Source organism: Bailinhaonella thermotolerans, assembly GCF_003594875.1.
GTDB classification, from domain to species: Bacteria; Actinomycetota; Actinomycetes; order Streptosporangiales; family Streptosporangiaceae; genus Bailinhaonella; species Bailinhaonella thermotolerans.
The window spans coordinates 87,537-105,917 of sequence record NZ_QZEY01000022.1 but is presented as its reverse complement, the minus strand read 5'-3'; the positions used below and the strand labels follow the sequence as shown (position 1 = coordinate 105,917).

At 72.5% G+C, this 18,381-nt stretch carries 15 protein-coding genes and 1 riboswitch; of the genes, 11 read left to right on the top strand and 4 right to left on the bottom strand.

The genetic code is table 11. The features are described 5' to 3' along the window. Nucleotides 1-91: 91 nt before the first annotated feature. Nucleotides 92-1,255 (top strand): NADH-quinone oxidoreductase subunit D, encoded by a 1,164-nt coding sequence (locus tag D5H75_RS35730; protein ID WP_119931021.1) that lies wholly within the window; start codon nucleotides 92-94, stop codon nucleotides 1,253-1,255. Nucleotides 1,256-1,276: 21 nt separating this feature from the next. Here D5H75_RS35730 and D5H75_RS35725 read toward each other — a convergent pair whose 3' ends face one another. Next, nucleotides 1,277-2,254: an SAM-dependent methyltransferase gene (locus D5H75_RS35725; RefSeq protein WP_242454709.1), complete on the bottom strand. Its 978-nt coding sequence runs from the start codon at nucleotides 2,252-2,254 to the stop codon at nucleotides 1,277-1,279. 235 nt (nucleotides 2,255-2,489) lie between these two features. Here D5H75_RS35725 and D5H75_RS35720 point away from each other — a divergent pair, with 235 nt between their 5' ends. The 7 genes from D5H75_RS35720 (at nucleotide 2,490) to lysX (ending at nucleotide 10,239) form a co-directional block, all read left to right on the top strand. Then, nucleotides 2,490-2,723 carry a chaplin family protein gene (locus D5H75_RS35720; protein WP_119931019.1) on the top strand — a complete coding sequence of 78 codons (234 nt, stop codon included), beginning with the start codon at nucleotides 2,490-2,492 and terminating at the stop codon, nucleotides 2,721-2,723. A 270-nt stretch (nucleotides 2,724-2,993) separates the two neighbouring features. Next, on the top strand, nucleotides 2,994-3,905 hold the full coding sequence (locus tag D5H75_RS35715; protein ID WP_119931018.1) for a Rossmann-like and DUF2520 domain-containing protein: 912 nt from the start codon (nucleotides 2,994-2,996) through the stop codon (nucleotides 3,903-3,905). Nucleotides 3,906-4,010: 105 nt separating this feature from the next. Continuing rightward, nucleotides 4,011-4,883 (top strand): pantoate--beta-alanine ligase, encoded by an 873-nt coding sequence (gene panC / locus D5H75_RS35710; protein WP_119931017.1) that lies wholly within the window; start codon nucleotides 4,011-4,013, stop codon nucleotides 4,881-4,883. A gap of 77 nt (nucleotides 4,884-4,960) precedes the next feature. Further along, entirely contained in the window at nucleotides 4,961-5,404 is a 444-nt protein-coding gene (panD, locus tag D5H75_RS35705) for an aspartate 1-decarboxylase (protein ID WP_119931016.1), read from the top strand. Beyond that, a complete protein-coding gene (locus D5H75_RS35700) occupies nucleotides 5,401-7,863 on the top strand; it encodes an L-aspartate oxidase (protein WP_119931015.1) in 2,463 nt (820 codons plus the stop codon). Before panD ends, D5H75_RS35700 begins: the two co-directional genes overlap by 4 nt. Next, nucleotides 7,863-8,645, top strand: a complete 783-nt coding sequence (locus D5H75_RS35695) for a type III pantothenate kinase (RefSeq protein WP_119931014.1) — start codon at nucleotides 7,863-7,865, stop codon at nucleotides 8,643-8,645. Before D5H75_RS35700 ends, D5H75_RS35695 begins: the two co-directional genes overlap by 1 nt. 94 nt (nucleotides 8,646-8,739) lie before the next feature. Continuing rightward, entirely contained in the window at nucleotides 8,740-10,239 is a 1,500-nt protein-coding gene (lysX, locus tag D5H75_RS35690) for a bifunctional lysylphosphatidylglycerol synthetase/lysine--tRNA ligase LysX (protein WP_119931013.1), read from the top strand. A gap of 209 nt (nucleotides 10,240-10,448) precedes the next feature. Here the strand turns inward: lysX and D5H75_RS42275 are convergent, their stop codons facing one another. Next, nucleotides 10,449-12,056, bottom strand: a complete 1,608-nt coding sequence (locus D5H75_RS42275) for a hypothetical protein (protein WP_202638823.1) — start codon at nucleotides 12,054-12,056, stop codon at nucleotides 10,449-10,451. A 340-nt stretch (nucleotides 12,057-12,396) separates the two neighbouring features. Between D5H75_RS42275 and D5H75_RS42270 the strand changes: the two genes are divergently transcribed. Beyond that, entirely contained in the window at nucleotides 12,397-12,573 is a 177-nt protein-coding gene (locus D5H75_RS42270; RefSeq protein ID WP_202638822.1) for a hypothetical protein, read from the top strand. Between the two features lie 65 nt (nucleotides 12,574-12,638). Here D5H75_RS42270 and D5H75_RS35680 read toward each other — a convergent pair whose 3' ends face one another. Both D5H75_RS35680 and D5H75_RS35675 read right to left on the bottom strand, forming a co-directional pair. Further along, nucleotides 12,639-12,947: a LuxR C-terminal-related transcriptional regulator gene (locus D5H75_RS35680; RefSeq protein WP_242454708.1), complete on the bottom strand. Its 309-nt coding sequence runs from the start codon at nucleotides 12,945-12,947 to the stop codon at nucleotides 12,639-12,641. A gap of 100 nt (nucleotides 12,948-13,047) precedes the next feature. Beyond that, the gene (locus D5H75_RS35675; protein ID WP_242454707.1) at nucleotides 13,048-14,091 is read right to left on the bottom strand and encodes a C40 family peptidase; all 1,044 of its coding nucleotides are present in this window, start codon (nucleotides 14,089-14,091) and stop codon (nucleotides 13,048-13,050) included. Between the two features lie 5 nt (nucleotides 14,092-14,096). Further along, a riboswitch (cyclic di-AMP (ydaO/yuaA leader) is annotated at nucleotides 14,097-14,260 on the bottom strand. 325 nt (nucleotides 14,261-14,585) lie between these two features. Here D5H75_RS35675 and D5H75_RS35670 point away from each other — a divergent pair. Together D5H75_RS35670 and D5H75_RS44395 are read left to right on the top strand one after the other, a co-directional pair. After that, a complete protein-coding gene (locus D5H75_RS35670) occupies nucleotides 14,586-15,119 on the top strand; it encodes an amino-acid N-acetyltransferase (protein WP_119931011.1) in 534 nt (177 codons plus the stop codon). 168 nt (nucleotides 15,120-15,287) lie between these two features. Beyond that, the gene (locus tag D5H75_RS44395; RefSeq protein ID WP_119931010.1) at nucleotides 15,288-17,351 is read left to right on the top strand and encodes an RDD family protein; all 2,064 of its coding nucleotides are present in this window, start codon (nucleotides 15,288-15,290) and stop codon (nucleotides 17,349-17,351) included. The last annotated feature ends 1,030 nt before the right edge of the window (nucleotides 17,352-18,381 follow it).

The following is an 18,381-nucleotide window of genomic DNA, read 5'->3' as shown; positions in this document are numbered from 1 at the left end:
CGCCGTACGCCATGGATCCCGGGCCGGCCCGGGCGGACGCGGGGATGGCGGAGGGGGTGGCCGGGGCGGGGGTGCGTGGGACTATGGGGGCATGACTGAGCGGATCGTCGGGGTCGGGGCCGGGGCCTCGCAGGTGGCCGTGGACAAGGAGCTGGCCACCGAGGACATGACGCTCAACATCGGGCCGCAGCATCCCTCGACGCACGGCGTGCTGCGGTTGCGGCTCACCCTGGACGGGGAGCGCATCCGGGCGTGCGAGCCGATCGTGGGCTACATGCACCGGGGCGCGGAGAAGCTGTTCGAGGTCCGTGACTACCGGCAGATCCTCGTGCTGGCGAACCGGCACGACTGGCTCTCGGCGTTCGCGAACGAGCTGGGCGTCGTGATCGCGGTCGAGCGCATGCTCGGCATGGAGACGCCGGTCCGGGCCGTGTGGGCGCGGACCCTCCTCGCCGAGCTGAACCGCGTGCTCAACCACCTGATGTTCCTCGGGTCGTACCCCCTGGAGGTCGGCGCGATCACGCCCATCTTCTACGCCTTCCGCGAGCGCGAGACCCTCCAGCACGTCATGGAGGAGATCTCCGGCGGCCGCATGCACTACATGTTCAACCGCGTGGGCGGCCTCAAGGAGGAGCTCCCGGCGGGCTGGCTCGACCGCACGTCCGCCGCGGTCGCCGACGTCCGCGCCCGCCTGCCGTACATCGAGGACCTGATCTTCGGCAACGAGATCTTCCGGGCCCGCACGCGCGGCGTCGGCGTGCTGGGCCGCGAGGCGATCATGCAGTACGGCGTGAGCGGCCCCATCGCGCGCGCCTCGGGGGTGGACTTCGACCTGCGCCGCGACGAGCCGTACCTGGCGTACGGCGAGCTGGACGTGCCGGTGGTGACCCGGCAGGAGGGCGACTGCCTGGCGCGGTTCGAATGCCTCCTCGACCAGGTGCGCGTGTCGCTGGACCTGGCCGACGCCTGCGTGGAACGGCTGCGCGACCTCCCGCCGGGGCCCATCAACCAGCGCCTCCCCAAGGTCCTCAAGGTCCCTGAGGGCCACACCTACGCCTGGACCGAGAACCCCCTCGGCGTCAACGGCTACTACCTGGTCTCGCGCGGCGACAAGACCCCCTGGCGGCTGAAGCTGCGCTCCGCGTCGTACAACAACATCCAGGTCCTGCGCGAACTCCTGCCCGGCCACCTGGTCGCCGACATGATCGCCATCCTCGGCTCGATGTTCTTCGTGGTCGGCGACATCGACAAGTGACGCCGGCCGGCGCGCGCGGGGTCAGCGCGGCGGGACGGACTGGGCGAGCCAGCCGAAGCCGCCGAGGCCGTGGGGGTCGATGAGCTCGGCCTCCTGACCGGCCCGGCTCAGCCGCGTGAGGTAGGCGCGGGGGTCGGTGCGCGCCAGGTCGAGCGGCGGGCGGCGCCCCGTGACGCCCAGGGACATCAGGGCCGCCCGCTGGGTCGTCAGCGTCGTCTCGGCTGCTCCGGCGGCCTCCCCGGCGGCGGCGCAGGCGTCGAGGGCCACGTGGGCGGTGATGTCGCAGGAGCCGTCGGGCACCGGGGCCGCGGGACGCCCGTCGCGGTAGGCCGTGAGCGTGCCGTGGCAGGGACGGTCGGCCGGGGACGTGTGCGCGTAGTCGATCGCGACGGCCGTGCCCGCCGCCAGCCGGGACACCACCGACGCCCACGCCTCGTCCCGGGGGCGGCCCACCTCGGCGCGGTCGCCCGGGCGGCGCAGCGGCCACCACCGTTCCAGCCACGCCGCGTCCTCGCCGGTCACCGGGCCGCCGAGGCTCTCCTCGCCGGTGGCCGGGTCCACCAGGAGCAGGCGGGGACCGTCCGGGGTCAGCTCGGCCACGTCGAGGGGCACGTTGTCGAGCCACTCGTTCGCGACCACCAGGCCGGTGATCTTGTCCGGCGGGGTGTCCGACCACTCGACGCGGCCGGGCAGGTCCGCCGGGCGGGGGGAGAGGTCCACCCCGTGCGGGCGCAGCCGTACGGCCAGCTCGGCGGGGGCCAGGGAGAGCAGCCGGGAGACGAGCTCTCCGCCGCCCGCGCCCATGTCCACCAGGTCGAACGGGTCGGGATGCCCGAGCGCGGCGTCCACCTCGGCCAGGAGCGACAGCAGGGCCTCGGCGAAGACGTCCGAGGCGTGCACCGAGGTGCGGAAGTGGTGCGCCGGGCGCTCCCCGCGGCGGTAGAAACCGTGTTCACCGTAGAGCGCGGTGTCCATCGCGTCGCGCCAGCCAAGCCTCACGCTCGCCACGCTACCCCGGCTTGACCTGGCGATGAGGAGTAGGAGACGGCGGGGCGGGAAACACTAGTTGCTTATAGTGATTATTTGACTACCCCTTGTGCTAGCGTGGCGTCGCATCGGCGGGGAGTCCGTCCGTGTCGGCCTCGGCTGGCCGCCGGACGGCATGCCGTCCCCCCAGCACATCCCCCTTCGCGGCGTTCGATGCCGCGAGATCGACGAGAGGAGCACGTAGCACATGCTCAAGAAGCTCACCCTCGCGCTGGCCGCGGGCGGTCTGATGATCCTGGCCGCCCCCGCCAACGCCGACATCACCAGCGGCACCAACAGCCTGCTCGGCGGCAACCAGATCCTGAACGACGCCGTCAACGTGCCGGTCAACGTCTGCGGCAACAGCGTCGCGGTCTTCGGCCAGGCCACGGCCGGCTGCAAGGGCGGCGCCCACGTGGACACCGACGACGACCGTCACTGACGGACCCGCCGGAGGGCGGGCGCCGGAGCCCTCACACGGCCCCGGCACCCGATAACCCTTCCGACCACCCTTCGCGCCAGTCACTGTCGCCGGTGATTTCGTTCACGAAGGTGTGAGATCGTCGCGGCCCCGCGCCCGTCCGCGGGGCCGCCTCGTACGTTCTCGGGGATACCCGGGGCCCTCCGGGGGCTATCTCATGGCCCGGGAAAAGCGCGGTAATGATCAAGCCCCCGGGCCCCCGCCCGGCGCGATCCCCCTAGGCTGAAGCACATGGAAGGCGCAATCGACCGTCCCGCCCGGCTCACCGTCGGCGTCGTCGGAGCCGGCCGCGTCGGCTCCGTCCTGGGCGCCGCGCTCGCCCGGGCAGGCCACCACGTCGTCGCCGCCAGCGGGGTGTCCGACGCCTCCCGCCGCCGCGCCGCCGAGCGCCTGGGCGGCGTCCCGCTGCTCGAACCCCGCGAGGTCGTCGAACGCGCCGAGCTGGTCCTGCTCACCGTTCCCGACGACACGCTCCCCGGCCTCGCCGCCGGGCTCGCCGCGACCGAGACCGGCCTGGCCGGCAAGCTCCTGATGCACACGAGCGGCGCGTACGGCCTGGGCGTGCTCGACGACGCGACCCGCGCCGGGGCGCTGCCGCTGGCCGTGCACCCGGTCATGACGTTCACCGGCCGCGACGACGACCTGGCCCGGCTCGGCGGGATCTCCTTCGGCGTGACCGCGCCCGAGCCGCTGCGGCTGGTCGCCGAGGCGCTGGTGATCGAGATGGGCGGCGAGCCCGCCTGGATCGCCGACGAGCACCGCACGCTCTACCACGCCGCCCTCGCCAACGCCGCGAACCACCTGGTCACGCTGGTGTCCGAGTCAGCCGACCTGCTGGGGAGCATCGGCGTGGAGCACCCGGGGCGCATGCTCGGCCCGCTCGCCGGGGCCGCCCTGGACAACGCGCTGCGCCTGGGCATCCACGGGCTGACCGGCCCCGTCGCCCGGGGCGACGCCGGCACGGTGCGCAGGCACATCGCCGCGCTGTCCGAGGTGTCGCCCGAGACCGCCGCCGCCTATGTCGCGCTGGCCCGCCTCACCGCCGACCGCGCCCTGGCCGCCGGCGTGCTCAAGCCCGGCGACGCCGAGCGCCTGCTCGATGTGTTCGCCTCCCAGGAACCTCCTCCGTCACCCGGTTTGTAGGCTTGGCCCTGGTCCCGGTACCCAGGAGAGGACTGGAGCTATGGAGCGGCGGATTCGGGGCGTGGGGCGGATGCCCGCGGCGCGCGGAACCAGGGGGGCGCGGCCGTGAGCGAAGCGGTGAGGATCGCGGAGACCCGGGAGCGGCTCGCGGAGGAGCGTGCCGCCCTCGGCACGGTCGCGCTGGTGCCCACGATGGGGGCGCTGCACGAGGGGCACCGGTCGCTGATCCGGCTGGCGCACCAGTACGCCGACGACGTGGTCGTCAGCGTCTTCGTCAACCCCCTGCAGTTCGGCCCGGACGAGGACTTCTCGCGATACCCCCGGACGTTCGACGCGGACGTGCGCGCGTGCGCGGAGGAGGGCGTGCGGCTGGTGTTCGCCCCGTCGCCCGAGGAGATGTACACCGGGAACCGCCAGGTCACGGTCTCGGCGGGTCCCATGGGCGACGTGCTCGAAGGGGAGTTTCGCCCCGGGCACTTCGACGGCGTGCTCACCGTCGTCCTCAAGCTGTTCAACCTCGTACGACCACAGGTCGCGATCTTCGGGCAGAAGGACGCGCAGCAGCTCGCCATGATCCGCCGGATGGTCGCCGACCTCGACGTGCCCGTGCGCGTCGTGGGCGCCCCGACCATGCGGGAGCCGGACGGCCTGGCCCTGTCCAGCCGGAACCGCTACCTCGGCCCCGAGGACCGGCGGACCGGCCTCTACCTGTCCCGGGCGCTCGCCGAGGGGCGCGCGACCGCCGCGCAGGGCCCCTCGGCCGTACGGCGGGCGGCGCGGCGGGTGCTGGAGGAGGCGGCGGAGGCGCGGCCCCCGCTGCGGCTGGACTATCTCGCGCTGGTCGATCCCGCGACTTTCGCGGAGATCGGCGAAGATTACGCCGGGGAGGCCGTGCTCGCGGTGGCGGGCAAGGTCGGAACCACGCGTCTGATCGACAACATGTCAGTGACCTTCCTGCCCCGGACAGCCCGCGGATAGCGCACTCGGGACTGCCGATACAGTCGAATCCGAGGCGTGCACGCGGACGCGGCGCGACCCCTCGAGGAGGAACACCCATGCAGCGCACGATGCTCAAGTCCAAGATCCATCGCGCGACCGTCACCCAGGCCGACCTGCACTACGTAGGCTCGGTCACCATCGACCAGGACCTGCTGGACGCGGCCGACCTGCTCCCCGGCGAGCTGGTCCACATCGTCGACATCGACAACGGCGCCCGCCTGGAGACCTACGTGATCGCCGGCGAGCGCGGGACCGGGGTCATCGGCATCAACGGGGCCGCCGCCAGGCTCGTCCACACCGGCGACCTGGTGATCATCATCAGCTACGCGGCGATGGACGAGCGCGAGGCCCGCGAGTTCGAGCCGCGCATCGTCCACGTGGACCGGTCGAACCGGATCGTGCGGCTCGGCAACGACCCGGCCGAGCCCGTGCCCGGCAGCGACCAGGTCTCCGGCGCGGTCACCGCGTCCGGCGTGACCCCCGCGGCGGCCGTGCGGTGAGTCCCCAGCCGATCCCGCGCCGGTTGACCGCCCCCGATCCCGGCTGGACCGCGCGGGCGGACGTCGTGGTGGTCGGCTCCGGGATCGCCGGGCTCACCGTCGCGCTCCGGCACGCCGAGCTCGCGCCGGAGCGCCGCGTCCTCGTCGTGACCAAGGACGTCCTGTCGGCCGGGTCCACGCGATGGGCCCAGGGCGGCATCGCGGCCGTGCTCGACCCGGCCGACACGCCCGAGGAGCACCACAACGACACGATGATCGCGGGGGTCGGCCTCTGCGACGGCGCCGCCGTGCGCGTGCTCGTGGACGAGGGCCCGGCGGCCGTACGCCGCCTGATCGAGACCGGGGCGCGGTTCGACCGCCGCCCGGACGGGGAGCTGGCGCTGACCCGCGAGGGCGGGCACCGGCGGGACCGCATCGTGCACGCGGGCGGCGACGCCACGGGCGCGGAGGTCCAGCGCGCGCTGGTCTCCGCGGTGCTGGCCGAGCCCCGGATCGAGATCATCGAACACGCGCTCGTGCTCGACCTGCTGCGGGACGCCGAGGGCCGCGCCTGCGGCGTCACGCTGCACGTCATGGGCGAGGGCGCCCGCGACGGCGTGGGCGCGGTGCGCGCGGACGCCGTGGTGCTGGCCAGCGGGGGCATGGGCCAGATCTACTCGGCGACCACGAACCCGCTGGTCTCCACCGGCGACGGCGTCGCGCTCGCGCTCCGCGCCGGGGCGGTGGTGCGCGACCTGGAGTTCGTGCAGTTCCACCCCACGGTGCTCTGGCTCGGCCCGGACTCCACCGGGCAGCAGCCGCTCATCTCCGAGGCGGTGCGCGGCGAGGGCGCGTTCCTCATCGACGCCGACGGCGAGCGTTTCATGCCGGACCGGCACGAGCTGGGCGACCTCGCCCCGCGGGACATCGTGGCCAAGGCGATCATGGAGCGGATCGACGCGACCGGCGCGGTGTTCCTGGACGCGCGGCACTTCGGCGAGGAGAAGTGGCGGGTCCGGTTCCCGACCATCCTCGCGTCCTGCCGCGAGCACGGCATCGATCCGGTGGCCGAGCCGATCCCGGTCATGCCCGCCGCCCACTACGCCAGCGGCGGCGTGCGGACGGACCTGCACGGCCGCACCACCGTCCCGGGGCTGTACGCCTGCGGGGAGGTGGCCTGCACCGGCGTGCACGGCGCGAACCGGCTGGCCTCGAACTCCCTGCTGGAGGGCCTGGTCTTCGCCGAGCGCATCGCCGCCGACCTGGCCGCCCGCCGCGAGCCCCCCGGCGATCCCGTCCCCGACCGGCGGCCCTCCGGTTTGATCGACCCGAGGGTACGGCCGCGCGTGCAGGCCTTCATGAGCCGGTGCGCGGGCGTGCTGCGCAGCCGGGCCAGCCTCGCCGAGGCGGGGAAGGCGGTCACGGACGCGCGGTGGACGCCGGCCGCGATCACGCCGTGCACCGAGGCGTGGGAGACCACCAACCTGGTGACCGTCGCGACCGTGCTGGTCGCGGCGGCGGGGGAGCGCGAGGAGACCCGCGGCTCGCACTGGCGCGAGGACCATCCGGCGCGCGACGACGGCAAGTGGCTCGGCCACCTCGACGTGGCCCTGACGGAGAACGGCCTGACCATGACGTACATCCCGCACGACGACGTGTCCGCGGTCATCGAGGCGGCGCTGCGCGAGGACCTGGCCGACGGCGAGGACGTCACCTCCGCCGCGACCATCCCGGCCGGCCAGACCGCGACCGCCGACGTGGTCGCCCGCGCCGACGGCGTGGTCGCCGGGCTCGCGGTGGCCGCCGCCGTCTTCGACCGCGTGGGCGGCAGCCGCGCCGAGGCCCTGGTCAAGGACGGGGACCGGGTGCGCCGCGGCGACGTGCTGATGACCGTCACCGGGCGCACCCGCGACCTGCTCACGGCCGAGCGGACCGCGCTGAACCTGCTCACGCACCTGTCCGGGATCGCCACGCTGACCCGGCGCTGGGTGGACGCCGTGGCCGGGACGAACGCGCGCATCCGCGACACCCGCAAGACGCTGCCGGGACTGCGGGCGCTGGAGAAGTACGCCGTCCGCTGCGGCGGCGGCGTCAACCACCGCATGGGGCTGTTCGACGCGGCCTTGATCAAGGACAATCACGTGGTGGCGGCGGGCGGCGTGGCCGAGGCCTTCCGGCTGGTACGGCAGGCCAACCCGGGGCTGCCCATCGAGGTGGAGGTGGACCGGATCGACCAGATCCCGCCGGTCCTGGCCGAAGGTGCGGAGGAGATCCTGCTGGACAACTTCCCGGTGGAGGACATGCGCGAGGCGGTCGCCCTGATCGACGGCCGTGCCCGTACGGAGGCCAGCGGCGGCCTGTCGCTGGAGTCGGCGGCCGAGGTGGCGGCCACCGGCGTGGACTACCTGGCCGTGGGCGCGCTCACCCACTCCGCGCCCGCTCTCGACATCGCCCTGGACCTTCGCCCCGGAGCCGCCTGATGCTGCTGACGATCGACGTCGGGAACACCCACACCGTCCTGGGCCTCTTCGAGGACGAGGAGGTCATCGAGCACTGGCGGGTGGCCACCGACGCCCGCCGCACCGCCGACGAGATCGCGGTCGTGCTGCAGGGCCTGCTCAGCCAGAGCCCGCTGCTGAAGGACGCCGACATCAGCGGCATCGCGCTGTGCAGCACGGTCCCGTCCGTCCTCAACGAGATGCGCGAGATGTGCCGCCGCTACTACGGCGACGTCACCGCGGTCATCGTCGAGCCGGGCGTGCGCACGGGCGTGCCGGTCCGCATGGACAACCCCAAGGAGGTGGGCAGCGACCGCATCGTCAACGCCCTGGCCTCCATCCAGCTCTACGGCGGCCCCTGCATCATCGTCGACTTCGGCACCGCCACGACCTTCGACGCGGTGTCGGCCAGAGGCGAGTACGTCGGCTCGGCGATCGCGCCCGGCATCGAGATCAGCGTGGACGCCCTGGCCTCGGCCGGCGCCCAGCTCCACAAGGTCGAGCTGCTGCGCCCCCGCACGGTCATCGCCAAGAACACCGTCCAGGCCCTCCAGTCCGGCATCATCTACGGCTTCGCCGGGCAGGTGGACGGCATAGTGGAGCGCATGGCCGCCGAGCTGGCCGACAACCCCGACGACGTGACGGTGGTGGCCACCGGCAGCGCCGCCCCCCTCGTGGTGGCCGAGTCCAGGAGCATCGACCTGCACGAGCCCTGGCTCACGCTGATCGGCCTGCGCCTGATCTACGAGCGCAACACCACCTGAGGACCCGGCCGCGTCGCGCCGATACCAAGGTGCAACATCCGATTGATCTTGTGTCCAGCGGGGGCGCGGGCCGACTGTCGGTAACCTTGGGTGCGTGAGTGAAGACGTGACCCGTGACCTGGACCTTCCGGAGCAGATGCTCGTCCGGAGGGAGAAGCTCGACCGGCTGCGCGCCGAGGGGATCGACCCCTACCCGGTGACGTTCCCGCGGACGCACGCCATCGCCGAGGTCCGGGAGAAATTCGCCGGGCTGGAGGCGGGAGCCTCCACCGGGGAGCGGGTCGGGGTCACCGGGCGCGTCATGCTGTCACGGATCGGCGGGAAGCTGTGCTTCGCCACCATCCGGGACGGGTCCGGCGACATCCAGGTGATGGTGTCGCTCGACAAGGTCGGCGAGGACTCCCTCGCGGCCTGGAAGCGCGACGTGGACCTCGGCGACCACATCGGCGTCGAGGGCGAGGTCGTCACCTCCCGCCGCGGCGAACTGTCGATCATGGTCGAGAGCTGGGCGATCACGTCCAAGTGCCTGCGGCCGCTGCCGGAGAAGCACGCCGGCCTGACCGACCCCGAGGCGCGGGTGCGCCGGCGCTACGTCGACCTCATCATCAACGACGAGGCGCGGCGGATGGCGCGGCTGCGCAGCGACACCGTGCGCGCCGTGCGGGAGTTCTTCAACGACCGCGGGTTCCTGGAGGTCGAGACGCCGATGCTCCAGCCGATCCACGGCGGGGCGAGCGCGCGGCCGTTCAAGACCCACATCAACGCCTACGACATGGAGCTCTACCTCCGCATCGCGATCGAGCTCTACCTCAAGCGGCTGCTCGTCGGCGGCATCGAGAAGGTCTACGAGATCAACCGGAACTTCCGGAACGAGGGCGCGGACGCCACGCACAACCCCGAGTTCACGATGCTGGAGTTCTACGAGGCCTACTCCGACTACAACGGCGTCGCCAAGCTGACCCAGCGGATGTACCAGCACGCGGTCCAGGCGGCCCTGGGCACCACCGTGGTCGAGTACAAGGGCCAGGAGGTGGACCTCGGCGCCGAGGAGTGGCCCCAGATCACGCTGTACGGAGCCGTCTCCGAGGCGCTCGGCGAGGAGATCGACCCGGGCACGCCCATCGAGGACGTCCGCAAGCTCGCCGACGCCCGCGAGGTGCACTGGGACCCCAAGTGGGGCCAGGGCAAGCTGGTCCAGGAGCTCTTCGAGGCCCTGGTCGAGCACACGCTCGTCCAGCCGACGTTCGTGCGCGACTACCCGGTCGAGACCTCGCCGCTGGTCCGCCAGCACCGCGAGGACCCGCGCCTGACCGAGAAGTGGGACCTCATCGGCTTCGGCACCGAGCTCGGCACCGGCTACTCCGAGCTGGTGGACCCGGTCGAGCAGCGCCGCCGCCTCACCGAGCAGTCCCTGCTGGCCGCCGGGGGCGACCCCGAGGCCATGCAGCTCGACGAGGACTTCCTCCAGGCCCTGGAGTACGCCATGCCCCCCACGGGCGGCGTCGGCGTGGGCATCGACCGGATGATCATGGCGTTCACCGGCAAGAACATCCGCGAGACCATCCTCTTCCCGCTGGTCAAGCCCACCTCCTGAGCCCATGGGCCCCGCCGCGCCCCCTTCACCGGGTACGGCGGGGCCGCCGCGTTCCGCACGGCCCATACCGGAAGGCCACGGCCGTACCGGAAGGCCACGGCCGTACCGGAAGGCCACGGCCGTACCGGAAGGCCACGGCCGTACCGGAAGGCCACGGCCGTATCGGAGGCCGCCGGCCGTACGGGAAGGTCGCCGGGCGTGCCGGAAGGTCACCAGGCGATCGTGGCGACCGGGTGCATGCCGTGCCAGACCAGCCGGCGCGGCGGGTTCAGGTCGCGAAACGAGCTCTGGGGCGGGGTGGGGACGCCCGCGAGCGGGCGCAGGTCCACGCGGTGCAGCTCGTGGTCCCACTCGGTGGGGTGCTTGTTGGGATCGGACTGGTTGTCCTGGCCGACCAGCAGGTGCGTTCCGGCGCGGTCGAGGGCCATCGACAGGATGCGGCCCCTGGCGGGTACGAACAGCGTGCCGATCGCGGTCGGCCCGTCGTGGACGACGAGTCTGGGCCGCCCGTCCCGGGCGTCCGCGACGATCGTGCGGCCGCCGGGCAGCCGGGCCAGCAGGCCCGCCTCGGGCGGGGCGCCCAGCGGGTGCCGCGTGATCTCGCGACGCTCCACGTCGAGGGCCGGGACCCACCCCCTCTCCGGCTTGAGCCCGCCGTTCACCACGGGGCCCTCCCACTGCCCTTCTGAGAGCGACAGCAGCGTCCTGTCGCCCGCCCACTGGACCTTGTGCGCCCCCTGGGACGGCCAGTCGGGTGAGCGGCCCACGACGCCGAGGAAGGGGAAGGACGTGCCGACGGCGTTCGTGGCCACCCGGGCGTAGCCGACGCGGCCGGAGGGGGAGACGTCGAGGGAGGTCACCGCCCCGGCCAGCGCTGGGGAGACCTTCTCGCCGACCCGGGGCCGGCCCCGCGCGTCCAGCGTGATCCGGAAGACCTCCGAGGCCTCGCTGCCGCCCTCGTCGTCGTTCCCGCCGACGGAGACGGTGGCCGCGGCGATGTACTCCCCGGGCTCGCGGGCGCGGGCGGCCGAGGTGTACTCGCCGTACTCCTCGCCCGGAAGGTCGACCTGGCCGACCGGCTTCCCGGTCGCCAGGTCGAGCACGTGGAGCTCGCTGCCGCTGTCGCTCCAGTTCCGGCGTGGCCCGGAGGAGCCGACCAGGACGTAGCGGGGCGTCCCCTCGGCCGTCAGCTCCGGGCCGGTAAGCACGTGACGCAGTTCGGGCAGCCACTCCACCACCGTCACGCCCGCCAGGGGCAGCACGAGCGCCGCCGCCGTCGCCGTCAGCGCGCGCGCCGGCCGGGCGAGCGTGGCCGCCCCCGCCGCGATCAGGACCGCCGCCGGGGCCGAGACGAGCCAGGTGAACGCGATCCCGGCGGACCCGAGATCGGGCGGGGCGAACCGCTCCACACAGGCCGGGTCCAGCGCGGAAGGCGCGACGCGTTCCCTCACCAGGAGAAGCGCCTCGGCCGCCGCGAGCACGAGGACGGCGGCGCGGGCCGCCCGCACGTGCGCCTCGGGCCGGTCCTCACCGTGCCGCCGCACCGCCACGATGAGGATCACCAGCAGGACGGGCGCGATGAGCAGCAGCCCCGCGCCCAGGCCCCCGGCGATCCCCTCGGCGGTGTGCCGCCAGCCCGCGGCCCGGCCGTCTTCCCTGACGCACCCGGCCCACCAGAGTCGTTCCCGCCCGGTCGCCGACGCGACGAGGTCGTCCATGGCGAACCTGACCGGGCTCCAGACGGCGAGCGCGACCGCGGTCCACCACCAGAACATGACGTACGGGCGCCGCCGTACCAGGAGCGAGTCGGCGAGCACGGGCAGCCTTCCACCTGATCAAGAAACAGGCGCCGCACTCTACGCGATCCACCCCACCCCCGCCACCGCGGGCCCCTTTCCCGCGCCGGGCACGAAGCCTCGCGGCGGGGTTCCCGGCCGATTATCGCGCGCGTCATGTGAGCGGTGTGAGTCACGTGAAGTATTCCGGCACGGCGCGGAAGTGTATTCGCGCAGGTGGGAAAGGTAATGGGTTTGAAAACGCCGCACCCGGTCACCAAGCGTTCGTACTCAGGTTCCGGTCCGGCGCGCCGAAGGGACCGGCGGAACCGCCGCCCGGGCTTCGGGGGACCTGGCTGCTCATAGAACGCAGGAGGTCATTATGTTCGCGATCATCGCCGCCGTGGTCTTCGGCCTGGCGCTGCTCCTTGACCTGATCGACGCCAACGTCGGCGACGCCTTCAACGCCACCACCCTCATGATGCTGGGCCTGCTCTTCGTGGCCCTCCACCTGGCTGGCCTCGGCACCGGCTGGCGCGGCCGCTGGACCCGCCGCTGACCCTCCGAAACGCAGCGAGAGCCGTACGGGCAGCTCATGCCGTACGGCTCTCGCGTGCTCGCCGGTCAGATGAGGCTGCGGCGGGCGGCCCAGACCACGGCTTCGATGGGGGAGGCCACTCCCAGGCGGTCGCAGATGCTGCGGAGCCGGCGGCGGACGGTGCGGGCGCTCACCTCCAGGCGGCGCGCGGCCGTCTCGGTGGTCGCGCCGGTCGCGAGCGCGGCCAGGAGACGCAGGTCCTCGTCCGCGAGGCCGGCTTCCTCAAGCGTCGGATATGGCCGCGGGACCAGGGAAAGGGCATGGGAACGCGAAACGTCGTTATCGAGCGCAACGAATTCAGGATGGGTCATCCCGAGGCCTTCCGTTCGTCGCATCGAGGGAAGCCGTACTCGGATTCGGGCATTCCAGAGCGACGGTAAAGCCGAAGGTCATACGCGTCAAGGCGTGCCCGCAACAGATCGGGGAGGGTGTTTTTCAGTCGGCGATACGGACCGCGCCCGCGAACGGACGGCCCGCGATCGGGGCGACCTTGACGACGTCCCCGGTCTGCGGAGCGTGGACCATCATCCCGTTGCCCAGGTAGATGCCCACGTGGTGCAGGTCGTTGTAGAAGAACACCAGGTCCCCGGCGCGCATCTCGGAGCGGGAGACGTGCGGCCCCGCGGTCCACTGGTCGCCGGTGTAGTGCGGCAGGCTGATGCCCACCTTTTCATATGCCCACATGACCAGGCCGGAGCAGTCGTAGGAGTTCGGCCCCTCGGCGCCCCAGACGTAGGGCTTGCCCTGCTGGGTGAGGGCGTACCGGGTGGCGATGGCGGCCTTGCTGTTGCCGAAGATCGGGATGTCGACCTTGCCGCCCTTGCCGCTCTTGGCCTTCGCGATCGCCTTGTCGAAGAGCTTGCTCTCGGACTTGGCGACCAGCTTCGTGATCTTGGACTTCTTGGCCTCGATGTCGGCCACGAGCTTCTCGACGGACCGCGCCCGCTCCTCGGCGCTGGCGCGCGCCCGCTCGGCGGTCTGCTTGGCCCGGTTGACCTCGGCCAGTTCCTCGCTCCGGCTCTCCCGGAGCGTGTGGAGCGTGGCGGCCGAGTCGAGGTAGCTGCGCGGGTCGGAGGAGGTCACGAACGGCACGGCCGGGTCGACCCCGCTGTTCATGTAGCTGCTGTAGGCGAGGTCGGCCACCTTCTGGCGCCGCGCCTGCAGCTCCTTCTCGGCCCGCGTGTAGTTCTGCTGGGCGACGCGCGCCGCGCGCTTGGCCTGCTCCAGCCGCACCCGCAGGCCGTTGTACTGCTCGGTGTACGACTCGATCTGGTTGTGGAGTTTCTCCACCTCGGCCTTGAGCTCGCTCATGCTGGGCTCGGGGTCCGCGGCGGCCGTGTTCAGCGGCACGCACAGGCCGAGCGCCATCACGGTGGCGGCGACCAGCGTCAGGCGCCGGGGTGACCGGGTGAATCTTCTTCTCTCAGCACGCGTGCGGGTGCCGGCGAGATCGCCGGCGGACGGGTGCGGACCCTCCACCAAGAAACTCCTCTCCCAAGGCCGCCTACCGGGTTAGCTGACGGGTTCGGGCCGGAGCAGCCCTACCGCGGGCGCGAGACGCGCCAGGCCACGGATTCACCCCAGGGGAAGTTTGGGTCCCCGGTTCCCCGCGCGCTGGATGCGAGCAGGGATTCGGCGGTGCGGCCCGCGCTCGGGTGCCGGGCCGACATCAGAGCAGGACGATAGTGCCACCGGGGGTTCGTGCCAACCGGAACCGCCAAATCAGTTGAGGCGGAGCAACCGAGAGATCACGTTTTGATCACGTTCCGCAGTGGGCAAAACCTGCTTTGCGCTGCGTTTACCCGCCTGCGAGCAGGCAGATCTCGGCCACGAAAATGTGAAATGGCGCACATTGGTCGGCCGGAAGCGGTACGTGGCCGAGTGAGAGCGCGCCGTGACGACGGAAAGCGGCTCCGGGTTAGAGGCGGACCGATATTCGCCCGGCACCCGCCCGCGTCCTACGCTGAGCGCTCATGGAGCAGGCCCCGCCCGAGTTCGACGTCCAGGTCCGCCGTGCCCGCACGCCCGATGTGCGCGCGATCCGGCGCCTGGTGGACCTGCACGCGGGCGACGGTCCCCGGCTCCTGCAGAAGACCACCGTCGCCCTGTACGAGGACGTCCAGGAGTTCTGGGTCGCCGAGCACGCGGGCGAGGTCGTGGGCTGCGGCGCGCTGCACGTGATGTGGGAGGACCTCGCCGAGATCCGCACGGTCGCGGTGGACCCGGCCTGCCGGGGCATGGGCGTCGGCCACCGCATCGTGGCCGCCCTCATCCGCACCGCGCGCGAGCTGGCCGTACGGCGGGTGTTCTGCCTCACCTTCGAGGTGGACTTCTTCGGCCGGCACGGGTTCAAGCCCATCCAGGGCACGCCGGTCTCCCCGGAGGTCTACGCTGAGCTGCTCAGTTCGTACGACGAGGGCGTCGCGGAGTTCCTGGAGCTGGACCGGGTAAAGCCGAACACCCTGGGGAACACGAGGATGTTGCTGCATCTGACCCCCACTCCGTAAAGCGCGTCGTCAATGATCGAGAGGGTGGCGACTCCCACGCAAAGGAGCGGTCAAAAGCGGGGAAAATGGCGCTCAAGCCCCCAACCTCGCTACTTTGGGCAGGTCCAGCGTGCGGCGGACCAGAACGCCACATGCGCATTCCCATCGATGTGACATCGAGGTGACACGGTGAGCACCGGACAGTCGCCGTACCCCGGTGATCCTGGCGAGCAGCGTCCGCAGGATCGCGAGCACTCCCCGGAGTACGGTCAGCAACGTCCCGAGGAGTCCGCCGCGCCGCGCGAGGAGCAGTCCGCCGAGCGCACGCAGCGGATCGACTATCGAACGGCCGCGGAGTACGGCGTGTCCCAGCCAGGACAGCCCGCCCACGGCCAGGACCAGTACGCCGCCCCGTCCTACGGACAGGCGGACTCGCAGCCGCAGGCCCCGCAGTACGGCTCGCAGGAGTACGGCGGGCAGGGCCAGGCCGCCTACGGCCAGGGTTACGGCCAGGCCGAGCCGTACGGCCAGAACCAGCAGTACGGGCAGGGCCAGCAGTACGGCCAGGGTCAGCAGTACGGGCAGGGCCAGCAGCAGTACGGCGGGCCGCAGGCGTACGGCCAGGGCGGCGACCAGGGCGCCGGCCAGGGCGCCGGCCACGGCCAGGGCTACGGGCAGCCCCAGGGCTACGACCAGGGGCAGGGCTACGGCCAGGCCCAGTACGGCCAGGCCCAGGGCCCCGGCGGGTCCCCCTACGACCAGCAGGGCGGCCAGGACCAGCGGCCGTACGAGTCGCCGGGCCACGACGGGCCGTCGTACGAGAAGACGCGCACGTTCGACTCCGGCGGCGGCTACGACTCCCAGCCGTCCTACCAGCCGCCCGCGGCGCAGCCGTACGGTCGGCCGGGGCACGAGCAGCCGGGGTACGGCCAGGCGCAGCAGGGCTACGGCCAGGACCCGTACGGGCAGGGGCAGCCCTCGCAGCCGTCCATGCCGGCGTACGGCCAGCCGCAGCAGGGCTACGGCTACGGCCAGGACCAGGCCGACCAGGGCGGCCAGTACGGCCAGGGAGCCCCGGCGGCGCAGGCCCCCGCCCAGCCGGAGTACGGCCAGGCGTACGGCCAGCCGCAGCAGGGCGGCTACGGGTACGGCCAGCAGGCGCAGGGCTACCAGCCGCAGGGCTCGGACTCCCAGGGCCAGTACGGCTCGGCGTACGGCGCGCAGGGCGGGGACGGGCAGTCGCCGTACGGCCAGGGCTACCAGCCGCAGGGCACGGACCCGCACGGCCAGTACGCCCCGCAGGGCCAGCAGGGCCAGGGCTACCAGCCGCAGAGCACCTCGCCCTTCGCCCAGCAGCCGGGCCAGCCCGGGCAGGCCGGGTACGCCCAGCAGGGCTACGACTCGACCCCGGGCCAGCCCGCCTACGGGTCGCAGGGCTACGACTCCACCCCGGGCCAGCCCGCCTACGGCCAGCAGGGTTACGACTCCACGCCCGGCCAGCCGGCCTACGCCCCCGCCCAGCCGTACGGCCAGCAGCCCGGCGGCTACGACCAGCAGGCGCCGTACGGCGCGCCGGGCCAGCCGGCCGCCCCGTACGGCCAGCAGCCCTACGGCCAGCCTGGTCAGCCCGGGTACGGCCAGCAGCCCGGTTACGGTCAGCCGGGGTACGGCCAGCAGGGGTACGGAGCCCCGTTCGGCCAGCCCGCGTACGGCGGGGCCCCGATCCCGCCGGGCGCCCCGGCCCCGGTCGCGGAGTGGTGGCAGCGGCTCGTGGCGCGGCTCGTGGACGGCGCCATCTTCGGCGTCCTCATCCTCGTGCTCTCGATCGTCTTCGGGCTCATGTTCGGTCCCGACTTCGAGGTGACGGGCCGGAACTACCAGGTCGAGGTGACGGGGAGCCTGTGGCTGCCGACGTTCCTGACGTACCTGATCGCCGGGGCGTTCTGCATCGGCTACGACTTCATGCTGCACAGGAAGGGCGGGCAGACGCTCGGCAAGAAGGTGATGAAGATCAGGCTCGCGCCCCAGGCGGGCCGGATGCTCGACACCGCGGCCGTGCTGAAGCGCGCGATCGTCTACCCCGGGGCGATCATCGTCCTGGCGCTGTCCGGCTTCGGGCTCCTCGGCTCGCTCTTCTCATCACTGATCGTCGGCATCGTCTTCCTGACCAACGCGATCATGCTGCTGGCCGACAGCCCGCTGCACCGCTCGCTCGGCGACCGCCTGGGCGGAACGGTGGTCGTCAAGGCCTGATCCGTCCACCGGCCCTCAGGGGCCGTTCAGGGGCCGCGCGGCGTCGCCGTGCGGCCTCTCGCCTTTTCCGGGGCGCCTCTCGCCTTTTCCCGGGCACCTCGCGACTTCGGCCTCTCGCCTCGCGACTTCGCCTCGCGACTTCGCCTCGCGCCTCGCGCCTCGCGCCTCGCGACTTCGCCTCGCGCCTCGCGCCTCGCGCCTCGCGACTTCGCCTCGCGCCTCGCGACTTCGCCTCGCGCCTCGCGCCTCGCGCCTCGCGCCTCCGGCCCTTCGTCTCGGGTCTTCGGGCCACTCACAGGCGCTCACAGCCGCCTCCGGCCGCTCACAGCCGCTCACAGTCGCTCAGGGACGCTTACAGGGCCGTCTCGGGATCCGAGACGGAGTCGCGTGCGGGCCCGCTTCGGGTTCATCCTCGGGAGAGGGCGCCCCCGGGGGCGCGTTCCGCCGGGGCGTTAGGGTGTGGGTATTCCGCGCTTTCCGCGGGCCTCCGGCTTTCCGGGAGGGGGCCGGGCTTTCCGAGAGCGCCGGGGGCCGTTCAGCCGGCGCCGGGCCCGCCTACGGCCTCCGGCGAGGCCGCGCAAGCGGGAATTCCACCCTACGGACCGCACAGCTTTCGGGCGCAAGCCGTACAGACTGGAAATGAGAGCGGCCGGGGAACCCGCCCCCGGCCGGGAAGTCGGGCGGTCCGGGAAGGGAACGCGGCGCGGCCGGAGACGGGGGCCGATCCCCGCTCGCCGGACGGGGAATATCGGGTGCGCGCAGAAGCCCGGGGGGCCTTAGAGTAGGGCTTGGCGACTGTGGTATAGCACAGAGGTTACCGTCGGTATCACGCGCCCCAAATCCATCGGGTAGGGCTGTCTACCGGTCCCCATATGGGGGCTCGTGGCGGCTTTGGCCTACAAGCTCCGGTAAGAACCGCTGACGTTGATCATTAATGCCTGCGGGTGGGCAAATGTCGCGAAGATCCTGATAGTGCGCGCACGAGCCGCCCTCACCCGCTAGGGTCGGTACCGGGGTCCGCGGAGCCCTG